The 17,751-nt window shown below is 57.7% G+C and carries 17 protein-coding genes; 10 read left to right on the top strand and 7 right to left on the bottom strand.

Features of this window, described 5'->3' with window-relative positions; translation table 11 throughout:
- The first annotated feature begins 122 nt into the window (after positions 1-122).
- From ACN0X0_RS18445 to ACN0X0_RS18400, 10 genes are all read left to right on the top strand, one after another.
- A complete protein-coding gene (locus tag ACN0X0_RS18445; protein WP_417280364.1) occupies positions 123-1,361 on the top strand; it encodes an ABC transporter substrate-binding protein in 1,239 nt (412 codons plus the stop codon).
- A 186-nt stretch (positions 1,362-1,547) separates the two neighbouring features.
- Positions 1,548-2,309: a carbohydrate ABC transporter permease gene (locus ACN0X0_RS18440; RefSeq protein WP_417280363.1), complete on the top strand. Its 762-nt coding sequence runs from the start codon at positions 1,548-1,550 to the stop codon at positions 2,307-2,309.
- Positions 2,306-3,169, top strand: coding sequence for a carbohydrate ABC transporter permease (locus ACN0X0_RS18435; RefSeq protein ID WP_417280362.1), 864 nt, complete (start codon positions 2,306-2,308; stop codon positions 3,167-3,169). Before ACN0X0_RS18440 ends, ACN0X0_RS18435 begins: the two co-directional genes overlap by 4 nt.
- Positions 3,170-3,214: 45 nt before the next feature.
- The gene (locus ACN0X0_RS18430) at positions 3,215-3,772 is read left to right on the top strand and encodes a YesL family protein (protein WP_417280361.1); all 558 of its coding nucleotides are present in this window, start codon (positions 3,215-3,217) and stop codon (positions 3,770-3,772) included.
- A complete protein-coding gene (locus ACN0X0_RS18425; protein ID WP_417280360.1) occupies positions 3,769-4,851 on the top strand; it encodes an ABC transporter ATP-binding protein in 1,083 nt (360 codons plus the stop codon). Before ACN0X0_RS18430 ends, ACN0X0_RS18425 begins: the two co-directional genes overlap by 4 nt.
- An 81-nt stretch (positions 4,852-4,932) precedes the next feature.
- Positions 4,933-7,350 carry a beta-mannosidase gene (locus ACN0X0_RS18420; RefSeq protein WP_417280359.1) on the top strand — a complete coding sequence of 806 codons (2,418 nt, stop codon included), beginning with the start codon at positions 4,933-4,935 and terminating at the stop codon, positions 7,348-7,350.
- A gap of 3 nt (positions 7,351-7,353) precedes the next feature.
- Positions 7,354-8,367, top strand: a complete 1,014-nt coding sequence (locus tag ACN0X0_RS18415) for a LacI family DNA-binding transcriptional regulator (protein WP_417280358.1) — start codon at positions 7,354-7,356, stop codon at positions 8,365-8,367.
- A 519-nt stretch (positions 8,368-8,886) separates the two neighbouring features.
- The gene (locus ACN0X0_RS18410) at positions 8,887-9,228 is read left to right on the top strand and encodes a carboxymuconolactone decarboxylase family protein (RefSeq protein ID WP_417280357.1); all 342 of its coding nucleotides are present in this window, start codon (positions 8,887-8,889) and stop codon (positions 9,226-9,228) included.
- Positions 9,225-10,199, top strand: coding sequence for a lipoyl synthase (gene lipA / locus ACN0X0_RS18405; protein WP_417280356.1), 975 nt, complete (start codon positions 9,225-9,227; stop codon positions 10,197-10,199). The genes ACN0X0_RS18410 and lipA overlap by 4 nt, the downstream gene beginning before the upstream one ends.
- Before the next feature lie 48 nt (positions 10,200-10,247).
- Complete coding sequence (locus ACN0X0_RS18400; RefSeq protein ID WP_417280355.1) at positions 10,248-11,984, top strand: sigma-54-dependent Fis family transcriptional regulator; 1,737 nt, start codon at positions 10,248-10,250, stop codon at positions 11,982-11,984.
- A 45-nt stretch (positions 11,985-12,029) separates the two neighbouring features.
- Here the strand turns inward: ACN0X0_RS18400 and ACN0X0_RS18395 are convergent, their stop codons facing one another.
- The 7 genes from ACN0X0_RS18395 to ACN0X0_RS18365 form a co-directional block, all read right to left on the bottom strand.
- Complete coding sequence (locus tag ACN0X0_RS18395) at positions 12,030-13,607, bottom strand: GMC family oxidoreductase (RefSeq protein ID WP_417280354.1); 1,578 nt, start codon at positions 13,605-13,607, stop codon at positions 12,030-12,032.
- A 12-nt stretch (positions 13,608-13,619) separates the two neighbouring features.
- Complete coding sequence (locus ACN0X0_RS18390) at positions 13,620-14,213, bottom strand: hypothetical protein (RefSeq protein WP_417280353.1); 594 nt, start codon at positions 14,211-14,213, stop codon at positions 13,620-13,622.
- Between the two features lie 99 nt (positions 14,214-14,312).
- Positions 14,313-14,813, bottom strand: coding sequence for a GlcG/HbpS family heme-binding protein (locus ACN0X0_RS18385; protein ID WP_417280352.1), 501 nt, complete (start codon positions 14,811-14,813; stop codon positions 14,313-14,315).
- A gap of 33 nt (positions 14,814-14,846) precedes the next feature.
- Positions 14,847-15,545, bottom strand: coding sequence for a lipoate--protein ligase family protein (locus tag ACN0X0_RS18380; protein ID WP_417280351.1), 699 nt, complete (start codon positions 15,543-15,545; stop codon positions 14,847-14,849).
- Positions 15,542-16,231, bottom strand: a complete 690-nt coding sequence (locus tag ACN0X0_RS18375) for a 2-oxo acid dehydrogenase subunit E2 (protein WP_417280350.1) — start codon at positions 16,229-16,231, stop codon at positions 15,542-15,544. Before ACN0X0_RS18375 ends, ACN0X0_RS18380 begins: the two co-directional genes overlap by 4 nt.
- Positions 16,228-16,461, bottom strand: coding sequence for a biotin/lipoyl-containing protein (locus ACN0X0_RS18370; RefSeq protein ID WP_417280349.1), 234 nt, complete (start codon positions 16,459-16,461; stop codon positions 16,228-16,230). The genes ACN0X0_RS18375 and ACN0X0_RS18370 overlap by 4 nt, the downstream gene beginning before the upstream one ends.
- 74 nt (positions 16,462-16,535) lie before the next feature.
- Positions 16,536-17,561 carry an alpha-ketoacid dehydrogenase subunit beta gene (locus ACN0X0_RS18365; RefSeq protein ID WP_336434060.1) on the bottom strand — a complete coding sequence of 342 codons (1,026 nt, stop codon included), beginning with the start codon at positions 17,559-17,561 and terminating at the stop codon, positions 16,536-16,538.
- Positions 17,562-17,751: the final 190 nt, after the last annotated feature.

Raw genomic sequence — 17,751 nt, 5'->3', positions numbered from 1 at the left:
AATAGGTGTATCGTTTGTTTTATCAATATCTTTGTTTTGTTGACTATAAAGGTAAAAGGTTTAACGTTGCATCTAATCGAATACGGGAGATTCGATTGAACATTCTAGGGAGAGAGGACATCATGAATAATCTGATCCTGTCGTCGGCCGCTGTTACCTGCATGTTGGCTATGACGCCCGCCACCGCAGAGGTCGGTGGCAAAATCACGTTCTACACGCATTTCACAAATTTCGTAGAAAACGGGAAATGGGACGAATGGACCAATGCCTTCGAAACGGCCTATCCCGGGACAGAAGTTGAAGTCATTGGCATTGCCAACTATCGCGCAGAGATGCCTGTGCGCATTGCGTCAGGTGACTATGGCGATGTTGTAAATGTGCTCGACAACCTACCGCCACAGGACTTCAAGAAATTCTACCTGCCGCTTACGGATATGCCGTTGGCAGAAACCCATCAGTTCGTCGATCGCTACAAGGTCGATGGTGAGGTCTATGGGTATGTCTATGGCGTGAATGCGGAAGCCGTCGTTTACAACAAGCAGGCCTTCGCCCGTGCCGGGATCGAGGCCGTTCCCACGACTCGCACAGAGCTTTTCGAAGTTTGCGACAAGCTTAAGTCCGCAGGGATCGTTCCCATGCAAATCAACATGGGTGCTGGATGGCCGATGCAGCAATGGGACAAAGCCGCATTGATGTTTGCGCGCGACGGGGCATTCTATGAAACAATGCTGTCAGACCCGAGCCCATATGACGCCAAAAAACCATACGGGCAGTCCATCGGCCTTGCCAGAGCGCTGTTTGAGGCAGGGTGCACCGAAAAAGACTATACCGCGAACAACTGGGAACAGTCGAAAACGCTTTTGGGGGCCGGTGAGGCCGGGATGTGGTTCTTGGCAAACTGGTCCATCCCGCAGGCAATCAAAGCCGGTGAAGCGCTTGGCCTCGAAAATGTGTCTGACGATCTGGGTATGTTTCCACTGCCGATCGACGACAGCGGATCATCGCCTGTTCTCCTCAATCCGGATTGGGCGCTTGGTGTGTCCGTAAATTCGAAGAACCCGGATACGGCCAAGGCTTGGATCGACTTTGTCCTGACCAAAACCGACATTGCCAACGAGGCCGGTTTTATTCCCGGAGACCTGAGAATTGCGCCAACAATGCCACAATTGGTCGAATTGCAGTCCTACGACGCACCAATGATTGAAGCCGGGACTCCCTCCTCGGCCTTCGTTCAAGCCATGGCAGATGCTCGTATTGATTTCATGACTGGAACCTATATCCGCGACGTCATTCTCGCCAAAGACTATGATGCCGCGATCGATGAAGTGAACGCTCGCTGGGCGAAAGTCACCGGTCAATAAGTCTCATCCCTCACGCGGGCTGCTTTGTTTCAGGCGGCCCGCGCCTGGGCTCCTTCGGACATCACCATGAATCTGACCTCTTCACACGCTCAACGCAAGCTCGTGATCGCCACCTTTCTTGTGGCTCCTCTGACTTTGCTGACTGTTTTCTCGCTATACCCGTTTTTTCAGATGGTGTGGTTTTCTATGACCGACTGGGACGGGCTGTCGACGGACATGAACTTTGTCGGTCTGGCGAATTATCAACGAATTCTGGTTGAAGATCGCCAGCTGCTCGTGCCCCTTGTCAACTCGATCTATTACTTTGCGGGCGCACTTATCCAACTTGCGCTTGCGACCTATTTCGCGGTCATTCTCAATCGGGGTCTGCCTGGATCTAACACCTTCCGCATCATCCTGTTTCTGCCGTTCGTCCTCAATTCAGTGGCGGTGTCCATTGTCTTCCGCGACTTTCTCCAGATTGATGGCGGCCTCGATGCCCTTATGACACTTCTCGGATTGGGCGCTTATACCCGCGAGTGGGTTCAGGATCCCGAGATCGCGAAATGGTCGCTCGTCTTCGCATCTGTCTGGCGGTACATGGGCTTTCAACTGCTGATCACCTATGGCGCCCTTCAGGCGGTTCCACAGGATCAGTATGAGGCGGCCCGGATTGAAGGCGCAAGTGACTGGCAACAATTCCGCTACATCACCTTGCCAACCATTGCGCCTGTGCTCGGGCTACAAATCATTCTTGCCACGGTTGGCTCGCTCGAGGTGTTCGATGTGCCGTTTCTCATCACCAACGGGGCCAATGGCACGAAAACCTTCGTCATGGCGACCCTCGAGGAAGCGTTCAACTATCGCCGCGTCGGGCTTGCCTCCGCGATGGCTGTCCTGCTTTTGTGCTTTGTCTTTCTGGTCATCATCCTTCAACGCATGATTTTCGAACGGGAGGACCGGGCATGAATATCCCTCACCGCACGCATCACGTCACCCCTTCAAAAGCTCTGTGGACCACCTTTCACTACTTTATGCTGTTCCTCGCAACGGCATTGGTGATTTCTCCACTTTTCATCGCGTTCATCAGTTCGTTCAAAACTCCGCTGGAAATGTTGCGGGGAGAAAAAACAGACCTCCCTGCGAATTGGGGAAATCTCGCAAACTACGCGAGCTTCATCGAGCGCCAGCCTGTTGGGATCGCATTTTACAATACGGTGTTCATCATCACGGTAGCTCTGATTATCGTAATCCTCGTTGGGACAATGGCGGCTTATGTCATCTCACGGTTCCGTTTTCGGGGCCGCGCGCTGGTTTTGGTGCTCTATGTCATCGTCATGGCTGTGCCTCCGATCACAACACAGGTCTCTCTTTATCAGGTCATGCTGCATCTCGGCCTTGTCAATTCGAAATGGGCGCTGATCGTACTCTTTTCCGGTACGGATATCGTTTCACTGTATATCTTCATCACCTATCTGGGCGCGATCAGCACTGAAATCGATGAAAGTGCCCGCATCGAAGGGGCGAGCTATGTCCGAATTTACTGGAGCGTCATCCTACCGCTGATGACGCCAGCGATTTCGACGGTTGTCATCTTGCGGACGATTTACATGTATAACGATTTCGTCCTGCCCTATCTCTACACGCCACGTGTCGAACAATCGACCGTCTCCATGCTGCTCTACAAGGCATCGGATATGATGTCATCGAACACGGAGGCGATCCTGATGGCTGGCATTGTCATTGTGATTGCTCCGACCATTGTCCTCTTTGCACTGCTTCAGCGCCAAATTGTTTCCGGCATGATGCGCGGCGCTGTGAAAGGATAGAATGTGTCAACCTTTGTCTATCGTACCACTCACTGGATTTGGCGCATGGCGGCGATTAATCTGGTCGCCTTGCTTCTGATCATCGCTGGACTTGGGGCTCTGGGATTCTTTCCGGCACTCGTGGGGGTGTTTTATGCCCTGGATCAGGATGAAACCAAACCCCTGCGCGATACCGTCCGCGACATGTTGCGCGAGTACAAGCGAGAGTTCTTAAGAGCCAATCTTCTGGGACTCGTCATGCTGATTATTGCCACCACAGGCCTTTTTGTGGGGAGCCAGATGGGACCGATCGTATTGGCCGTGGCACTGGCGATTGCGTTCTTCGCTCTGGCCATCGCACTCTCCGGCGTGATGAGCCTGTCGCGTCTCTCTGGTCGTTGGCAAGACGGGTTTCACAATGCCTGGACCGGCGTTCTCTGCGCCCCTTACCGCCACGCTCTGGGCCTCGTTTTGTTGCCGGGATGGCTCTGGTTCATTGTCGATCAACCCCTGCTTGGTCTCTATTTTGGCCTTACCGCCCCCGCATATGTCGCCAGACATCTCATCAATCCGGCTCTTGCGTCGGTCTACCCTCCTTCTGCCCCTTCTGAGGTCTCCGTATGACAGGTCTTCACATTGATAATCTGAGCAAGTCCTTTGGCCCGATCAAAGTGCTCCACGATATAGATATCCGCATTGAAAAGGGTGAGTTCCTCGTTCTTCTGGGAGAGTCAGGCTGTGGGAAGTCAACCCTTCTGCGCCTGGTCTCGGGTCTCGAGGAAAAACATGAAGGAACCATTCACATCGCAGGACGCGACGTGACACGCCTTGACCCAAAAGATCGCAACATTGCGATGGTGTTTCAATCCTATGCGCTCTATCCGCATATGACTGTTTATGACAATATTGCCTTTGGGATGCGCATTCGCAAATTGCCACGTGCCGAAAGGGATGAGCGGGTGCATCGCGCAGCAGAAATTCTCAAGCTGACCGATTATCTCGAACGTAAACCTGCACAATTATCGGGTGGTCAAAGACAACGTGTCGCCATCGGGCGAGCGATGGTGCGCGACCCAGACCTGTTTCTCTTTGATGAGCCTTTGTCCAACCTCGATGCCAAACTCCGCGCCGAAATGCGCAGTGAATTGCGGCGCATCCACAAGACGCTTGAAGCGACCATTGCCTATGTCACTCACGATCAAACCGAAGCCATGACGCTTGCAGACAAGATTGTTTTGCTGAACGAGGGCAAAGTCGAGCAATTCGGCGCGCCCGAGGCGCTTTACCTCGAACCGGACACCCTTTTCGCAGCCCGGTTCATCGGGAGCCCGGAAATCAATACAGTCCCGGTCACACTGGATTTTAGCGGAGGAAATCTATCGGCGAACACCGCTTGCGGCCAATTTCCCTTACCTGACCGGGCTCTGCGGGGGGTGGCAACACAGGGACAAGAAGCCATCCTCGCCATACGTCCTGAGGCGTTGTCGTTGGGGAGCGCCGGCCCGGTCACAAGTCGGGGTCACGAAGTGCTCCACGTTGAACCTATGGGATCGGAAACCTATGTCGTGCTCGATTTCTCCGGAACTGAAATACGCCTCAAGGTGCCTGGTTTGGCCCGGATCGAACCGCAAAGCCGCCATACTGTCAGCTGGGATCTGAGCAACGCGCATCTCTTCCATCCTGACAGTGGCCGACATCTGTGACGTTTGTTGCCACATCTCGTATGCGCACCCCTGAAAAAACGACGGAGTTCCCGTCCCCATCCTACCAGACGAGGCCCCCTCATGCCTGATACCGTTTCTTCTATCGACCTTTGTAAGGGCTGGAGTGTCACCAATGGCGCATATTCAGCACCTCTTGACGTACCTGGTGACGTGCATTCCGCCCTGCTTGCCAAGGGGGTAATCACAGACCCCTATTGGCGCGACACAGAAGCGTCTCTGGACTGGATTCACGAAAGCACATGGATCGCCCGCAAGACCTTTGATCTTGAACGCCTCCCAACAGGTCTGTGGACGTTGAGTTTCGATAGCATTGACGGGATCGCAGAGGTAGTGCTGAACGGCCATAGCCTCGGCAAGACGGACAACCAATTCCTGCGGCAGGATTTCGATGCCTCCGTCGCCTTGTGCGAGGGGGAAAACACCCTTGAAGTGCGCTTCGCCTCGACGTCGAAAACTGCACTCGACCGCGCAAAAGCAAGTCCCTTTCCGATCCCATATCTCGATTTCAACTGCCGCTTGCCGCACTACAATTTCTTGCGCAAAAGCCAGTGCGATGCAGGCTGGGACTGGAACATTGCTTTGTCCCCACTGGGACTGCGCGGCGAGGTGCGTTTGCGACACAGCACAGGGCCATGTTTCGATGATGTCATGGTGCGCCAAATCCATGCAAACGATGGTCGCGTGACACTTGAGGCCGACATCTGTTGGCACGCCACAGAACTAGGTATGTCAGTCGCGACGCTGGCCTGTGACGGAAAAGAAGCCCAGGTCGCTGTACAGGTCCTACCCGGTGAACATATGACGACTCTGTCGCTGACACTGGATGCACCCGAGCTTTGGTGGCCAGCGGGTGAAGGTGAACAACGTCTGTATGATTTATCAATCAGTCTAGGGGGGGAGCGACGAACGCAAAAGATCGGCCTGCGTCATATTGAGTTGATCACCCAGAGTGATGAGATTGGGCAGAGCTTTACATTCCGCGTCAATGGTCGGGATATGTTCATACGCGGGACCAATTGGGTTCCGGCAGACGCACTCCCTGCGCGTGCGACACCCGGGACCGTGCGGGATCTGCTGCAATCGGCGCGAGATGCGAACATGAACATGATCCGGGTCTGGGGCGGCGGACTGTACGAGCCAGACTGGTTCTACGATCTATGCTCGGAGATGGGTCTTCTTGTTTGGCAGGATTTCATGTTCGCCTGCAATCTTTATCCGGCACAGGATTTCGATTGGCTCAATTCGGTGCGTAAAGAGGCTGACCAGCAACTCAAACGACTGTCGTCCCAGCCCTGCCTGGCCCTTTGGTGTGGTGACAACGAAGTGATCGGAGCGCTCAACTGGTTCGAAGAGAGCAAAAAGGACCGAGATCGGTATCTCGCGATCTATGCCCGCCTAAATGCCGCCCTTGAAGAAGCCGTCGATCGTCTCCGTCCTGACGTCGCCTTCTGGCCATCTTCGCCTTCGGTCGGAAGGCTGAATTTCGGTGACGGCTGGCATGATGATCGCTCCGGCGACATGCATTTCTGGGATGTCTGGCATTCGGCCAAGGATTTTGAACATTATCGAACAGTACGTCCACGTTTCTGTTCGGAATTCGGTTTCCAGTCCTTTCCCTCGAACCGAGTTATCAAGAGTTTCACCGAAGAGCGCGACCGCAATGTGTCCACCCCCGTGATGGACACCCATCAACGAAACCCTGGGGGCAACAGTCGGATTGTTGAAACGATTTCCCGGTACTTCCGTTTTCCGGATGCGTTCGAGGACATGACCTGGATGAGCCAGGTCAGCCAAGGGCTTGCAATGAAAACCGCGATCGAATTCTGGCGATCGAACAAACCCCGCACTATGGGCACACTCTACTGGCAGCTCAATGACACCTGGCCCGTCGCCAGTTGGGCCAGCCTTGAATATGGCGGCGGCTGGAAGCTCGTCCATTACATGGCGCGGCGCTTCTATGCTCCGGTCCTCGTCACGGCGCAGCCGGATCATGACACTGGCGAAATCGTTTTGTGGGCAATCAATGACAGTCCGACGCACGTGGTCATAGACCTTACCGCAAGACGCGTGGCGGTTTCCGGTGGCATTGAGAATGCGGGCTCCTGGACAGTCCAAATTCCGACGGATCGCAGCATCGAGATTGCGCGTCTGCCGTTGGCCACGTTCGGGCATGAGGCCTTCCTCCATTTTGACTGGCATGACGAGAGTGGCCGGCATAGTGGACACAACGACTATCTGCCTTTGCGTCCGAAAGCATATGACTTTTCTGATCCGGGCCTGACGACAGTTGAGCGGGATGGAGTGGTAACACTTTCTACCAAGCGCCCGGCGCTTTTCGTGACACTGGATCATGGCGGATCGTCCGTGTGGTCAGACAACTGCTTCACACTGTTGCCGGGACACGATAGGGTCCTTGAAGTCGTGAGAAAACGACCCGGTCCAACGGGCGGGCCCGACACAAGATGGCTGAACAGGTGAGAATTGACAAAAACACGAGCATCAGGAAACAGCGTCACCCTTAAAACCATCGCCGATGAACTCGGTGTGTCGGTGACGACTGTCGCCCGTTCGCTCAAGGATGGACACAAGATCAGCCCTAAAACGGTCGAACGGGTGCAAGAGGCCGCAAACCGTCTGGGGTATGTCCGTAATCTCGATGGTCTCAAACTTCGCACCGGGCAGACCTTTGTCTTGCTGGCTCTGCTCGGGGTTTCAACCGAGGAGGAGATTGGTGACTCTGGCTCTGTCGGGCTTCTGAACGGCATTCATGACCGTCTTGTGGAAACACCCTACTCCGTTCGCACAATTCCAGTGTCGATCGGTGAACTGGGTATGGAACGATTGATGGACGCGGTGCGGGGGCGGAATGTGGACGGGCTGATCCTGGACCATACAGAGCCACAGGACGAACGCGTTCGATTTTTGCTCGAACAAGGGACACCCTTCGTCACTTTCGGACGCACGGAGCTTTTCACCCCGCATGCGTATTTCGACATCGACAACGAATATGCCGCATGGCAAGGCACCTCCGCGATGATCAATCAGGGCCATCGCCGGATCGCAATGATTGATGCCGATCCGCGATTCATTTTCGTCCAGCAACGTCTTCGCGGGTATCGAAAAGCACTCGACGAACATGGGATACCCTATGATCCCGCGCTTGTGCGCCATGTCGAGATCAACGCCGATCACGCCCGCGACGCGGCTGAAATATTGACGCGGGTTGGGGTCGATGCTTTTGTCTGCGTCAATGAACTCGTATTTCTTGGCGCGCGTGCAGGTGCACGAAAGATCTTGGGAGAGAACGTGTCGGCTATGGGTTTTTCTGTCAGAACCGGTACTAATATCGGCGATTATCTCGGTACGCCGATCAGCGCGAGTTATTTCTCCCGACGAAAAGCCGGTACAATACTTGCAGATACACTGATCCGCCTGATGGGAGGAGCGGATGTCAGAGACTGCCAGCGGATAGAAAAAACCACGCTTTTACAGTGAGACACGACCGCCCGCATCCTTTTTCGGAAAACCTCCGCTAATGCCTTCCAGCCGCAGCGTTTTGTTTAGGCGGTCGCAGAACTGTTTCAGCTCATGGTTTGGCATGTTTGTGATGTCTCGCGTGCGTGCCGGCCATTTCCGGGTCCGTCGGGTTCTGTTCTCTACCGGGCCTTGCTGCTAGGGCGAAGACGGGTCGCAAATCAGGTCTGGGTACCGAATTCGTCTGCGTACATGCACCCTGCCTTACGCGCCTCTCAGTCCCCCAGGCGGGATCCCCGACGTGATGGCGCTCAACACCAGCAAGGGGGTTCCTGTCAAACAATCCTGAATTGTTATCGTGACACAGGCGCTGTCTCACTTTCGGTCGAATGAGACAGTTATCGGCTTTGCCGATGCGAAACTTCGATCTTCGATTCATCGAGAGGGGCGCAACACGCATAATGCCGCCAAAGGTCCGAGACACCTCTACCGAATTTGGGAAACGCATCCCTGTCACACGGGCCTGATGGGAGGAAAATGATGAGCAAAAACTACAGCGCAGAAGGCGCAGAGATCGACAAACGCGTGGGCGCGCTGTTCAAGGCGGCCCCTGCCCCCATGAAATCCTATAGCCAACTGGTCGGTGCCGTGTCCGGCGAGGGCGCCTTGTCGGGAAAAGTCAAGGAACTGATGGCCTTCTCGATTTCCATCGCCATTCGGTGCGAGGATTGTATCGTGTTTCATCTGCGGGCCGCTCTGAAACACGGCGCAACGCGCGATGAGGTGATCGAGGCAATCTCAGTCGCAATCGAAATGGGTGGCGGTCCGTCAGTCGTGTATGGAGGCCGCGCGTTGGAAGCACTGGACGCGCTGGTCGAATGACGACGCCTCAGGCCCCTACACTGCGACACCCTGAGAAAGCGCATCGCACATCCTTCTCGGGTCCGGCCAAACCGGACTGGATCCGTGTCAGGGCCCCTTCGGGTGTGGGGTACTCCCGAACAAAGACTCTCCTTCGCGAGGCAGAGCTGACCACCGTGTGCGAAGAAGCCAGTTGTCCGAACATGGGCGAATGCTGGGAACAGGGGCACGCGACCATGATGATCATGGGCGACACCTGCACACGCGGCTGCACCTTCTGCAACGTGGCCACCGGCCGACCCGAGGCTCTGGATCCGTTCGAACCCGGACGGGTGGCCAAAGCCGTGGCGAAATTGGGACTGAGGCATGTCGTGATCACCTCTGTCGACCGCGACGACCTTGCGGACGGCGGCGCGGCGCATTTCGTGCACACGATCCGTGCCATCCGCCAATCCAACCCCGACACCACCATCGAGATTCTGACGCCGGATTTCCTAAAATGCGATCCCGCTGTGGTGGATGCGGTGGTCGATGCGCGACCCGATGTCTTCAATCACAACCTTGAAACCGTGCCGGGGCTTTATCCACAAGTCCGGCCCGGTGCGCGCTACTATCACTCTCTTCGCCTGTTGGATCGGGTCCGACAACGTGACCCCTCGATCTTCACCAAATCGGGGCTGATGGTCGGGTTGGGCGAGGATCGCCAATCCGTGCATCAGGTGATGGACGACCTGCGGGCGGCGGGAGTCGATTTTCTGACGATCGGTCAATATCTGCAACCAACGCCGAAACATCACCCGGTTGAGCGATACGTGACGCCGGATGATTTCGCCGCCTTGAAGGCCGCTGCATTAGGCAAAGGATTTCTGATGGTTGCGGCCTCACCCCTGACCCGATCCAGCTATCACGCCGATGCCGATTTCGAAAAACTTCAGGCGCTGCGATCCGGCACCAAGGGCGGACTTGGACAAAAGGGGGTTTCCACGCAATAATCAAGGAGGATTGCCGGACTCTGCGACCCGGCAATGGGAGGAAAAATCATGATGGCCTCGGAGCAAAATGAGGCGCTGCGCGCCTTGGTCGATCTGTCCAAGGCGCGCTCGACACAGCAACACCGTCTTTCGGTGGGCACGCGCGCGCCTATCCTGCGCCTGCAAGGCACAGAAATCGCTCAACGCCGCGAACAGTTTCAGGATTTGATCGGCGGAGCCGCGTCCGAACTGGACCGCAGCACGTTGTTGCCGGTCAAAAGCCGATATTGCCTGTTGGTGACCGACGCCGAAGGCGTTGTGTTAGAAAGCTACGCCCCCGACGGGGTCGAGTCGGACTTTCAGCGCAGCGGTCTGGCTGTCGGCGGTATCTGGAACGAGAAGCTGGCGGGCACCAACGGGATCAGCGTGGCTTTGACCGCAGGTCGCGTCCTGACCGTGTCGGGCGATGATCATTTCTATCGGTGCTTCTCGCGCTTTGCCTGTAGCTCGGCACCCCTGACCGATGCGCAAAACAACCTGATTGGCTCGGTCACTCTGGTCGGCGCGGTCGGTCGGCGCCCGGATGAAATCGGCCTGTGTGAACAGACGCTGCATCGTGCGACTCGCCAGTTTCAGACCCGGTTGTTCCGCAACTTCCACTCGGACAAGATGACCGCCCGGCTGATGTCGCGCGATCCCGAAACACGACGGTGTTTCGAAACGCTGGTGGCCTGTGACGACCGGGGGGCGGTGGTCTTTAGCCTACCGTTATGGCGCGACAACGCGCGCCCGGCCCAGCATCAGAACCTTGTCGGGCGACACCTGTCGGACCTGCACGATTTGGAGATCAGCCTGCGTGGCCCGGCCCGCGTGCCGCCGCGTCGCTATTTCGTCAATGCCGCCGCTCCGCATGTCCCGGCACGGCTGAACAAAACCGGTCCCCTTGCGGGGTTCACCTATCAGGGGGCCACGTTGCCCAAGCTGATCGACCGCGCCCGCAAGTTGGCCGCTTACCGCGTGCCACTCTTGATCTGTAGCGAGACAGGCGGGGACAGCCGCGACTTCGCAAAGGCGATCATTGCCGATCTCGGGTTGATTAGCCCCACCGGCGTTACAGTGGACGTCAGTAGCCCCAATGCCGCCGAGACCGTGGCCGACGCCTTGGAAGCGATGCGGTTTCTGGGTGACTACCCGGTTGACCGGGTGTCGCCCACGTTGGTTCTGCAAAACATCGAACGGTTGAGCAGGCCGACGCAAACCCGGCTCAAACAGTTTCTAGAGGACGATGATCGCGCCAACGGCGACCGCTTCAACGAAGACCGGGCGCTGGTGCTGTTCACCTCAGACCAGCCTTGGGAACAGTTGCAGGAGAACGATCATCTACAGCCTGACCTGCTGTATCTAATTGGCCAGTCCGTGCTGGACCTGCCCCCTCTGCGTCAACGCGAGGTTGCGGATATCATCCGGGCCCATCTGGCGCACGACCGGGCCGACCCGCCCCAGGTCTCTGATCAGGCAATGACGTTGCTCTGTGACTATGAGTGGCCCGGAAACCAGCGGGAAATGCGCGCAGTCCTGCGTGAGGCACTGATTTGCGGCAATGGCACAATGATCAACGTGACCGACCTTCCGGACAGAATTCGGAATCGCCCCACCACGTCAAAACGCGATCTGGCGCGGCATTCGCTGCGCGATGCCCTGAACAGCGCCGACTGGAATGTCACCAAAGCCGCCCAACTGCTCGGTGTCAGCCGCGCGACGATCAATCGCTGGATCGCTTCCGAAGGATTGCAACGCCCCGAATGAAAACGGCCAGGTCTTGGACCTGGCCGCTCCCGGGAAGTGCCCGCCTCAGATGTTGCGGGCGCTCATCTCTTGCGCGATGTATTCCGCCTGCCGGATGGCCAAAGCAACGATCGTCAGAGTGGGGTTGCACGCCGCAGAGGATGTGAACTGACTGCCGTCTGACACAAACAGGTTGGAAATGTCATGCGCCTGTCCATAGGCATTGACCACGCCTTTGTCGGGGTCGGCATGCATCCGGTTGGTACCCATGTTGTGGGTCGCCGGATAGGCAGGCAGCTCGTAGACATCCGTCGCACCCACGGCTTCGTAGATCTGCGCCGAGGTTTCATACATGTGCTCGGTCATCTCGTAGTCGTTATTGTGCGGTGTTTTGGAAACGATCGGAACCGGAAGTCCGTGCTGATCGACTTCGCTGTCATGCAGGGTGATGCCGTTGCGTTCCTGCGCCAGATCCTCGCCCAGAACCCAAACCCCGGACATCCGGTCATAGGCTTCCAGCGCTTGGGTGACACTGCGTCCCCAGCCTGTATTCCCCGGCTCAAGGAACGCCGCCATGAACGGCAGGCCCAGAGACAGGAATTCCAGATAGTAGCCGCCACTAAACCCGCGCGCGGCATCGTGATAGACCTCGTCTCCGACGATCCCCGCGACCGAAGTGCCGCGGTACATGTGCACTTTCTCCGGCAGCACCGCGTAGACACCCCCGGTGGTGTGGTTCATGTAGTTCTTGCCCACCTGACCTGAACTGTTGGCCAGACCATCGGGGAACATCGAGGAACTCGAGTTCAGCAAAAGCCGCGGACTTTCGATCGAGTTGCCCGCGACGCAGACCACCCGGGCTTTTTGCAGGTGATGGTTGCCGTCCGCATCGGCATAAAGGACGCCGCTGGCCTTGCCGTCCGCGTTGTGCTCGATCTTCAGGACCATCGCATCGGTCCGGATTTCGCACAGCCCGGTGTCTTCGGCGCGCGGCAGTTCGGTGTACATAGTCGACCACTTCGCCCCAATCGCACAGCCTTGCATACAGAACCCGATCTGATGACAAGCCGGTCGCCCGTCACGTTCGACCGAGTTGATGGCCATCGGTCCCGAATTGTAATCCGTACGTCCGGTGCGGCGGCATCCCTCCGCCAAGACCCGAAAGCCATTGTTCCACGGCAAGTGCGGCATGCCCGTGGTCTTACCGGTCACGCCCATCTTGAGTTCGGCCTTCTCATACCAGGGAGTCATTTCCTCCAGCGAGATCGGCCAATCCTCGACATTCGCCCCGTCGATGGCGCCGTAATGGGTGCGTGTCTTGAACTCGTATTCTTTGAACCGAAGCGCTACGCCCGCCCAATGAACAGTCGATCCGCCAAAGCCCTTTACGATCCAGGCCGGAAGGTTGGGGTGGTTCACGGCCCCGTGCCAGCCACCACCAGAGTAGCGTTTGTCCAGCCACGAGATTTTGTTGAACATCGCCCATTCATCGTTCTCGATATCGCCCATGTCAAAGCGTTTTCCCGCTTCGAGCACGACCGATTTGATACCCTTTTGGGCTAGCTCGTTGGCAAGGGTTCCACCCCCCGCGCCCGAACCGATGATGACGACGACAGAGTCATCGTTAAGGTCAAATTGTGCCATGATACCTCTCCCTTAACCCTGAACCTGCGCAAGGCGCTCGTCCAAGGTCGGCCCCTCGGGCACGAACGTGATGTCTGAGAAACCGCGGTCGATATAGCCGCCGTATTCCACCGAGGAGCCCTCGTAGCCAAACAGGGGCCAGATCTCTTTGTTGTCGTAGATGCCGAAGTAGGCGGTCCACCGCACAGATTGGAAAAAGCCCTCGTTCTGAAAATGCCGGAGCAGACCCTCGCGGGCGTCTGGATCGGCGATGTCGGTGTAGCCGGTCCCGAACAGTGCTTGCGACTGCGCCTCGATTTTGGCCAGTCCTTCGGTCAACTCCTTGGCATTCTCCGCGTCTGACTCGGCGGTTTTCAATACCGTCGCGGCTATCGCCTGGTAATGCGACAACTGCAAAACATCGGGGTGCGGGTAGATGTCCTGAATCATACGCAACAGGCGGGCCTTTTGAGCGTCGTCCAAGACGCCGGACGCGGCAAAAGACGCGTTGCCCAACATGGAGCCGGTCGTGATCCCGGCCATGGTTGTTGTCATGAGAAACATCCGCCGGCTCATCCCGGCAGGGGTCTCTTTTTCCGGACGCAGCCGGTGGAATTGAATAGTCATGTTGTCCTCCCTTATGGTTGCGGCACCTCTACGCCGCATGGCCGAATGAGTTGGCAGGTCCGGTGACGATACCGTCCGTCCACTTTCCGGCAGTCGCGCCTAATTCATGTCTTTGGAAACGGCCTCCAAACCGGCTTTGGCACAGGCCTCATCATTGTCAGCGCTATCACCACTGACGCCGATGCCACCGATGTGAAACTCCCCTGCCCTGATCGGCAGGCCACCAGCAAAGGCAATGACCCCGTCCACTTCGTCCAGCCCCTCTACGCCGGGTGTGGCACCATCGACCCCATAGGCAAGTTCACCGACAAAGCGGGTCGAAAATGGAAATTTGGCGGATGTTTTGGCCTTACCGATCGCAATGTCGCCACTTCCGAGAAAGGCATCGTCCATGCGGCGAAAGACGATGAGATTGGCCCCACGATCAACGATCGCGATATTCATCCGCCAACCTTGCGCCTCTGCGAGCGCTTGACAGCCGCCCGCGATTTTCAGCGCCGTGTCCATGTCGAGCGCGGGAACTGACTCCAGCGCCATTGCGCTATTGGCAGAAAACAGGGTCGCCCCCAAGATTGCCGCGATGTTTAACTTTATACTCATTCCAGTCCTCCCTTTTTTGTTGGTTTGCAGCGCTCAGGCCGCTTTGAATTCCCGAGTGATCAGCCTGCTCAGGCGGTCCTCCGCCGCCCGTGCCAGCGCGCCGGGAAAACTTTCTGGATTGGTTCGCGCGCCCAGTATGTCCGTGAGCGCGACATGGGCCTCAAGGCGCAGTTCGGCGTTGCCGGGAAAGGCGGCGCGGTGCAGTTGCTCCATCATCGCCCAATGCGCCGGGTCAGGCCGGGTCACGAGAATGGCGGCATGCGCCAGAACAATCGGACCTGAACCAGCGCTCCGCCAGCGTTGCGCCGTACCAGCGAGCTTCCGGCCCTCCACAAGTACGTTCCACGTGCCGTCACAAAACGCATGCTCGCATGCGCCCGTTGTGGACCGGATGTCGAACCGCGTCAGCGCTTCGGCCAGAGAATTGCATATAAGCCGATAGCCGTCCTCAAGTTGAAATCCCGGCGGCGCTGGAAGCACCATCGCCAAGTTCAGCGTCCCTGGCCCCTGAGGGACGATCCCGCCCCCACTGCGCCGGGTCACGACCGGAATCCCTGCCCGTTCGGCCTGCACGGCGACGTCCTGCACTCGCGGAATCCGCCTCAAAGCGGCGGGCAGCACAAGCGAGGGCGTCCCACTGGACCACAGCAAAGCCGCGGGTTGCTCCTGCTGCAACAGTGCCATCTCACGGGCGATACCGTCCTCCGCAGTGGTGAAGCCCGCGACGATCATGGTGCAAAGCTCTCGATCGTCTGGCAGAGGTCGGTCAGGAAATCGGCCGCAGGCGCGCCGTCAATCGCGCGGTGATCAAAGGTCAGCGACAGTCCGGTGAAAGACCGCCATGCAATCCCGTCTCCTTCGCGCACGGCCGTTTCCACGACCCGCCCGATCCCGAGAATCCCGATCTGTGGCGTGTTCAGGATCGGTGTGAACTGTTCCACCCGCGACAGGCCGAGATTGGAGACGGTAAACGTGCCCCCGGTCATTTCAGCAACCGTCAGCTTGTTGGTCTTAGCCCGCTCGGAAAGGTCGCGCCGCGCGGCGCGCAATTCCGGCAGAGTCATCTTGTCCGCCCCGAAAATCGCAGGCGCAGCCAGCAGATTTCCAGGCAAGGCAATCGCCACGCCCAGATCCACCGACTTCGACAAGGTGATCGAGCGCTCTTTGAGTGTCCCGTTGATGTCGGGGTGACGGCCCAAGGTCTGAACCACCGCCCCCATCAACAGGTCCTCGACGGACAGGGCGATGCCATCCGCCTTGAACTGTGCCTTTGCGGCCAGCATCGCACCCATATCGGCACGCGCATGGTGCGTCAGTTGCGCCGCCCCTTGCAGGGACGACAGCATCTTGTCCGCGATCATTGCGCGCGCTCCGCGAAGCGGCACGACGCGATCCTCGGTGTCCGCCGCATCCATCATGCGATCGACCCGATCACATCGCCCTTGGCGACAATAGAGTCCTGTTCCTTGGCAATCGACAGGGTGCCGGACGCCGGAGCGCTGATTTCGTGCTGGACCTTCGCGGTCATGATCTCGGCGATCAGCGCGCCTTCCTTGACCTGCGCGCCGTCGTCGGCCAACCAAGCGGTGATGACGCTTTCCTCGTCGCCTTCCCAGAGGTCAGAGGGGATGATGATTTCCGTTGCCATGTGACAAAGTCCTTCCTAGGCCACTCCGGGTCTGTCCGGAGTGGCGCGTTGTAGTGGTGGGTTTTAGGTACAAATCAGGCGGGGATCGGAGCCTGACACAGCTCGCGCGCGGTGGCGACGATCTTGTCCGCGTTCGGAAGGCAATACTGTTCCATCACGCGGGCAAAGGGGATCGGAACATCGGGATAGGCGATCCGACGGGGCGGGGCCTTGAGATCGGCCAAATTGCTTTCGGTCACCGTAGCGATAATCTCGCCAGAGACGCCGAAGCTATGGTAATCCTCATCGACCACGATCAGCCGCCCGGTCTTGGCCACACTGGCACGGATCGTGTCGCGATCCAGTGGCACCAGAGAGCGCAGGTCGACCACTTCGGCACTGATGCCTTGCTCTTCCAACACCTTGGCCGCTTTCAGACCGTGATGGACACCTTGGGCGATAGACACAATGGTCACATCGCGGCCTTCGCGGGCGATCTTGGCCTTGCCGATCTCCACCTCATAGGCCTCTTCGGGCACATGCACGATGGCGCCTTTTTCTGTGCCGAGCCACCCCATGCCTTGCAGGCCCTTGTGATACATGTAGATCACCGGGTTCGGGTCGCGGATCGCCGCCGTCATGAGGCCCTTGGCGTCATAGGCGTTCGAGGGGCTGACGACCTTCATCCCCGGGAGGTGCGCAAAACTGCCATAGAGGCATTGCGAATGCTGCCCCGCGTCAGAATAACCGCCGCCGGTCGACGTCATCAGCACCATCGGCACGTTGAACTTGCCACCTGAGAAATAGGTGTTCTTGGCCATCAGGTTGTAGATTGCGTCGAAACACACGCCGAAAAAATCGACGAACATCAGCTCCACCACAGGACGCATCCCGTCTTGAGCCGCGCCGACGGCGGCCCCGATAAATCCGGTTTCCGAGATCGGTGTATCGCGAACCCGTTCCTTGCCAAACTCTTCGGCCAGGCCACGGGTGTTGCCAAAGACGCCGCCCAGATCGGCGATGTCTTCGCCCATCACAAAGACTCGCGGGTCGATGCGCATTTCCAGCGCGGTGGCCTCGGCCATAGCGCGCGCGATTGTCAGTTTGCGTTCATTTTCCATTTGTTTTTCCTCCCTTGCGCGCTCAGGCGAACACGGCTGTCAATGCATCTTCGGGCTTGGGGTCCGGGCTTTGGCGGGCAAAGGCGATGGCCTCATCCACCTCACCGCGAGCCTTGGCCTCAATCGCGTCCAGCTCGGCATCGGCAAAGCCGTGCTCCGCCACCAACAGCTGGCCCAGGTTGGGGATCGG

Origin of the sequence: Celeribacter sp. (genome assembly GCF_048270365.1) — a bacterium.
GTDB lineage: Bacteria > Pseudomonadota > Alphaproteobacteria > Rhodobacterales > Rhodobacteraceae > Celeribacter.
The sequence above is the reverse complement of the archived record's forward strand: the minus strand, read 5'-3'. Positions and strand labels throughout refer to the sequence as shown.

Bases quoted from the DNA above. Each gene is read 5' to 3' on its own strand.
- ACN0X0_RS18385 (WP_417280352.1), bottom strand. From the start codon at position 14,813: ATGAGTATAAAGTTAAACATCGCGGCAATCTTGGGGGCGACCCTGTTT.
- ACN0X0_RS18380 (WP_417280351.1), bottom strand. From the start codon at position 15,545: ATGATCGTCGCGGGCTTCACCACTGCGGAGGACGGTATCGCCCGTGAG.
- ACN0X0_RS18390 (WP_417280353.1), bottom strand. From the start codon at position 14,213: ATGACTATTCAATTCCACCGGCTGCGTCCGGAAAAAGAGACCCCTGCC.
- ACN0X0_RS18410 (WP_417280357.1), top strand. From the start codon at position 8,887: ATGAGCAAAAACTACAGCGCAGAAGGCGCAGAGATCGACAAACGCGTG.
- ACN0X0_RS18430 (WP_417280361.1), top strand. From the start codon at position 3,215: ATGGCGGCGATTAATCTGGTCGCCTTGCTTCTGATCATCGCTGGACTT.
- ACN0X0_RS18370 (WP_417280349.1), bottom strand. From the start codon at position 16,461: ATGGCAACGGAAATCATCATCCCCTCTGACCTCTGGGAAGGCGACGAG.
- ACN0X0_RS18420 (WP_417280359.1), top strand. From the start codon at position 4,933: ATGCCTGATACCGTTTCTTCTATCGACCTTTGTAAGGGCTGGAGTGTC.
- ACN0X0_RS18375 (WP_417280350.1), bottom strand. From the start codon at position 16,231: ATGATGGATGCGGCGGACACCGAGGATCGCGTCGTGCCGCTTCGCGGA.
- ACN0X0_RS18365 (WP_336434060.1), bottom strand. From the start codon at position 17,561: ATGGAAAATGAACGCAAACTGACAATCGCGCGCGCTATGGCCGAGGCC.
- ACN0X0_RS18400 (WP_417280355.1), top strand. From the start codon at position 10,248: ATGATGGCCTCGGAGCAAAATGAGGCGCTGCGCGCCTTGGTCGATCTG.
- ACN0X0_RS18435 (WP_417280362.1), top strand. From the start codon at position 2,306: ATGAATATCCCTCACCGCACGCATCACGTCACCCCTTCAAAAGCTCTG.
- lipA (WP_417280356.1), top strand. From the start codon at position 9,225: ATGACGACGCCTCAGGCCCCTACACTGCGACACCCTGAGAAAGCGCAT.
- ACN0X0_RS18445 (WP_417280364.1), top strand. From the start codon at position 123: ATGAATAATCTGATCCTGTCGTCGGCCGCTGTTACCTGCATGTTGGCT.
- ACN0X0_RS18425 (WP_417280360.1), top strand. From the start codon at position 3,769: ATGACAGGTCTTCACATTGATAATCTGAGCAAGTCCTTTGGCCCGATC.
- ACN0X0_RS18440 (WP_417280363.1), top strand. From the start codon at position 1,548: ATGACCGACTGGGACGGGCTGTCGACGGACATGAACTTTGTCGGTCTG.
- ACN0X0_RS18395 (WP_417280354.1), bottom strand. From the start codon at position 13,607: ATGGCACAATTTGACCTTAACGATGACTCTGTCGTCGTCATCATCGGT.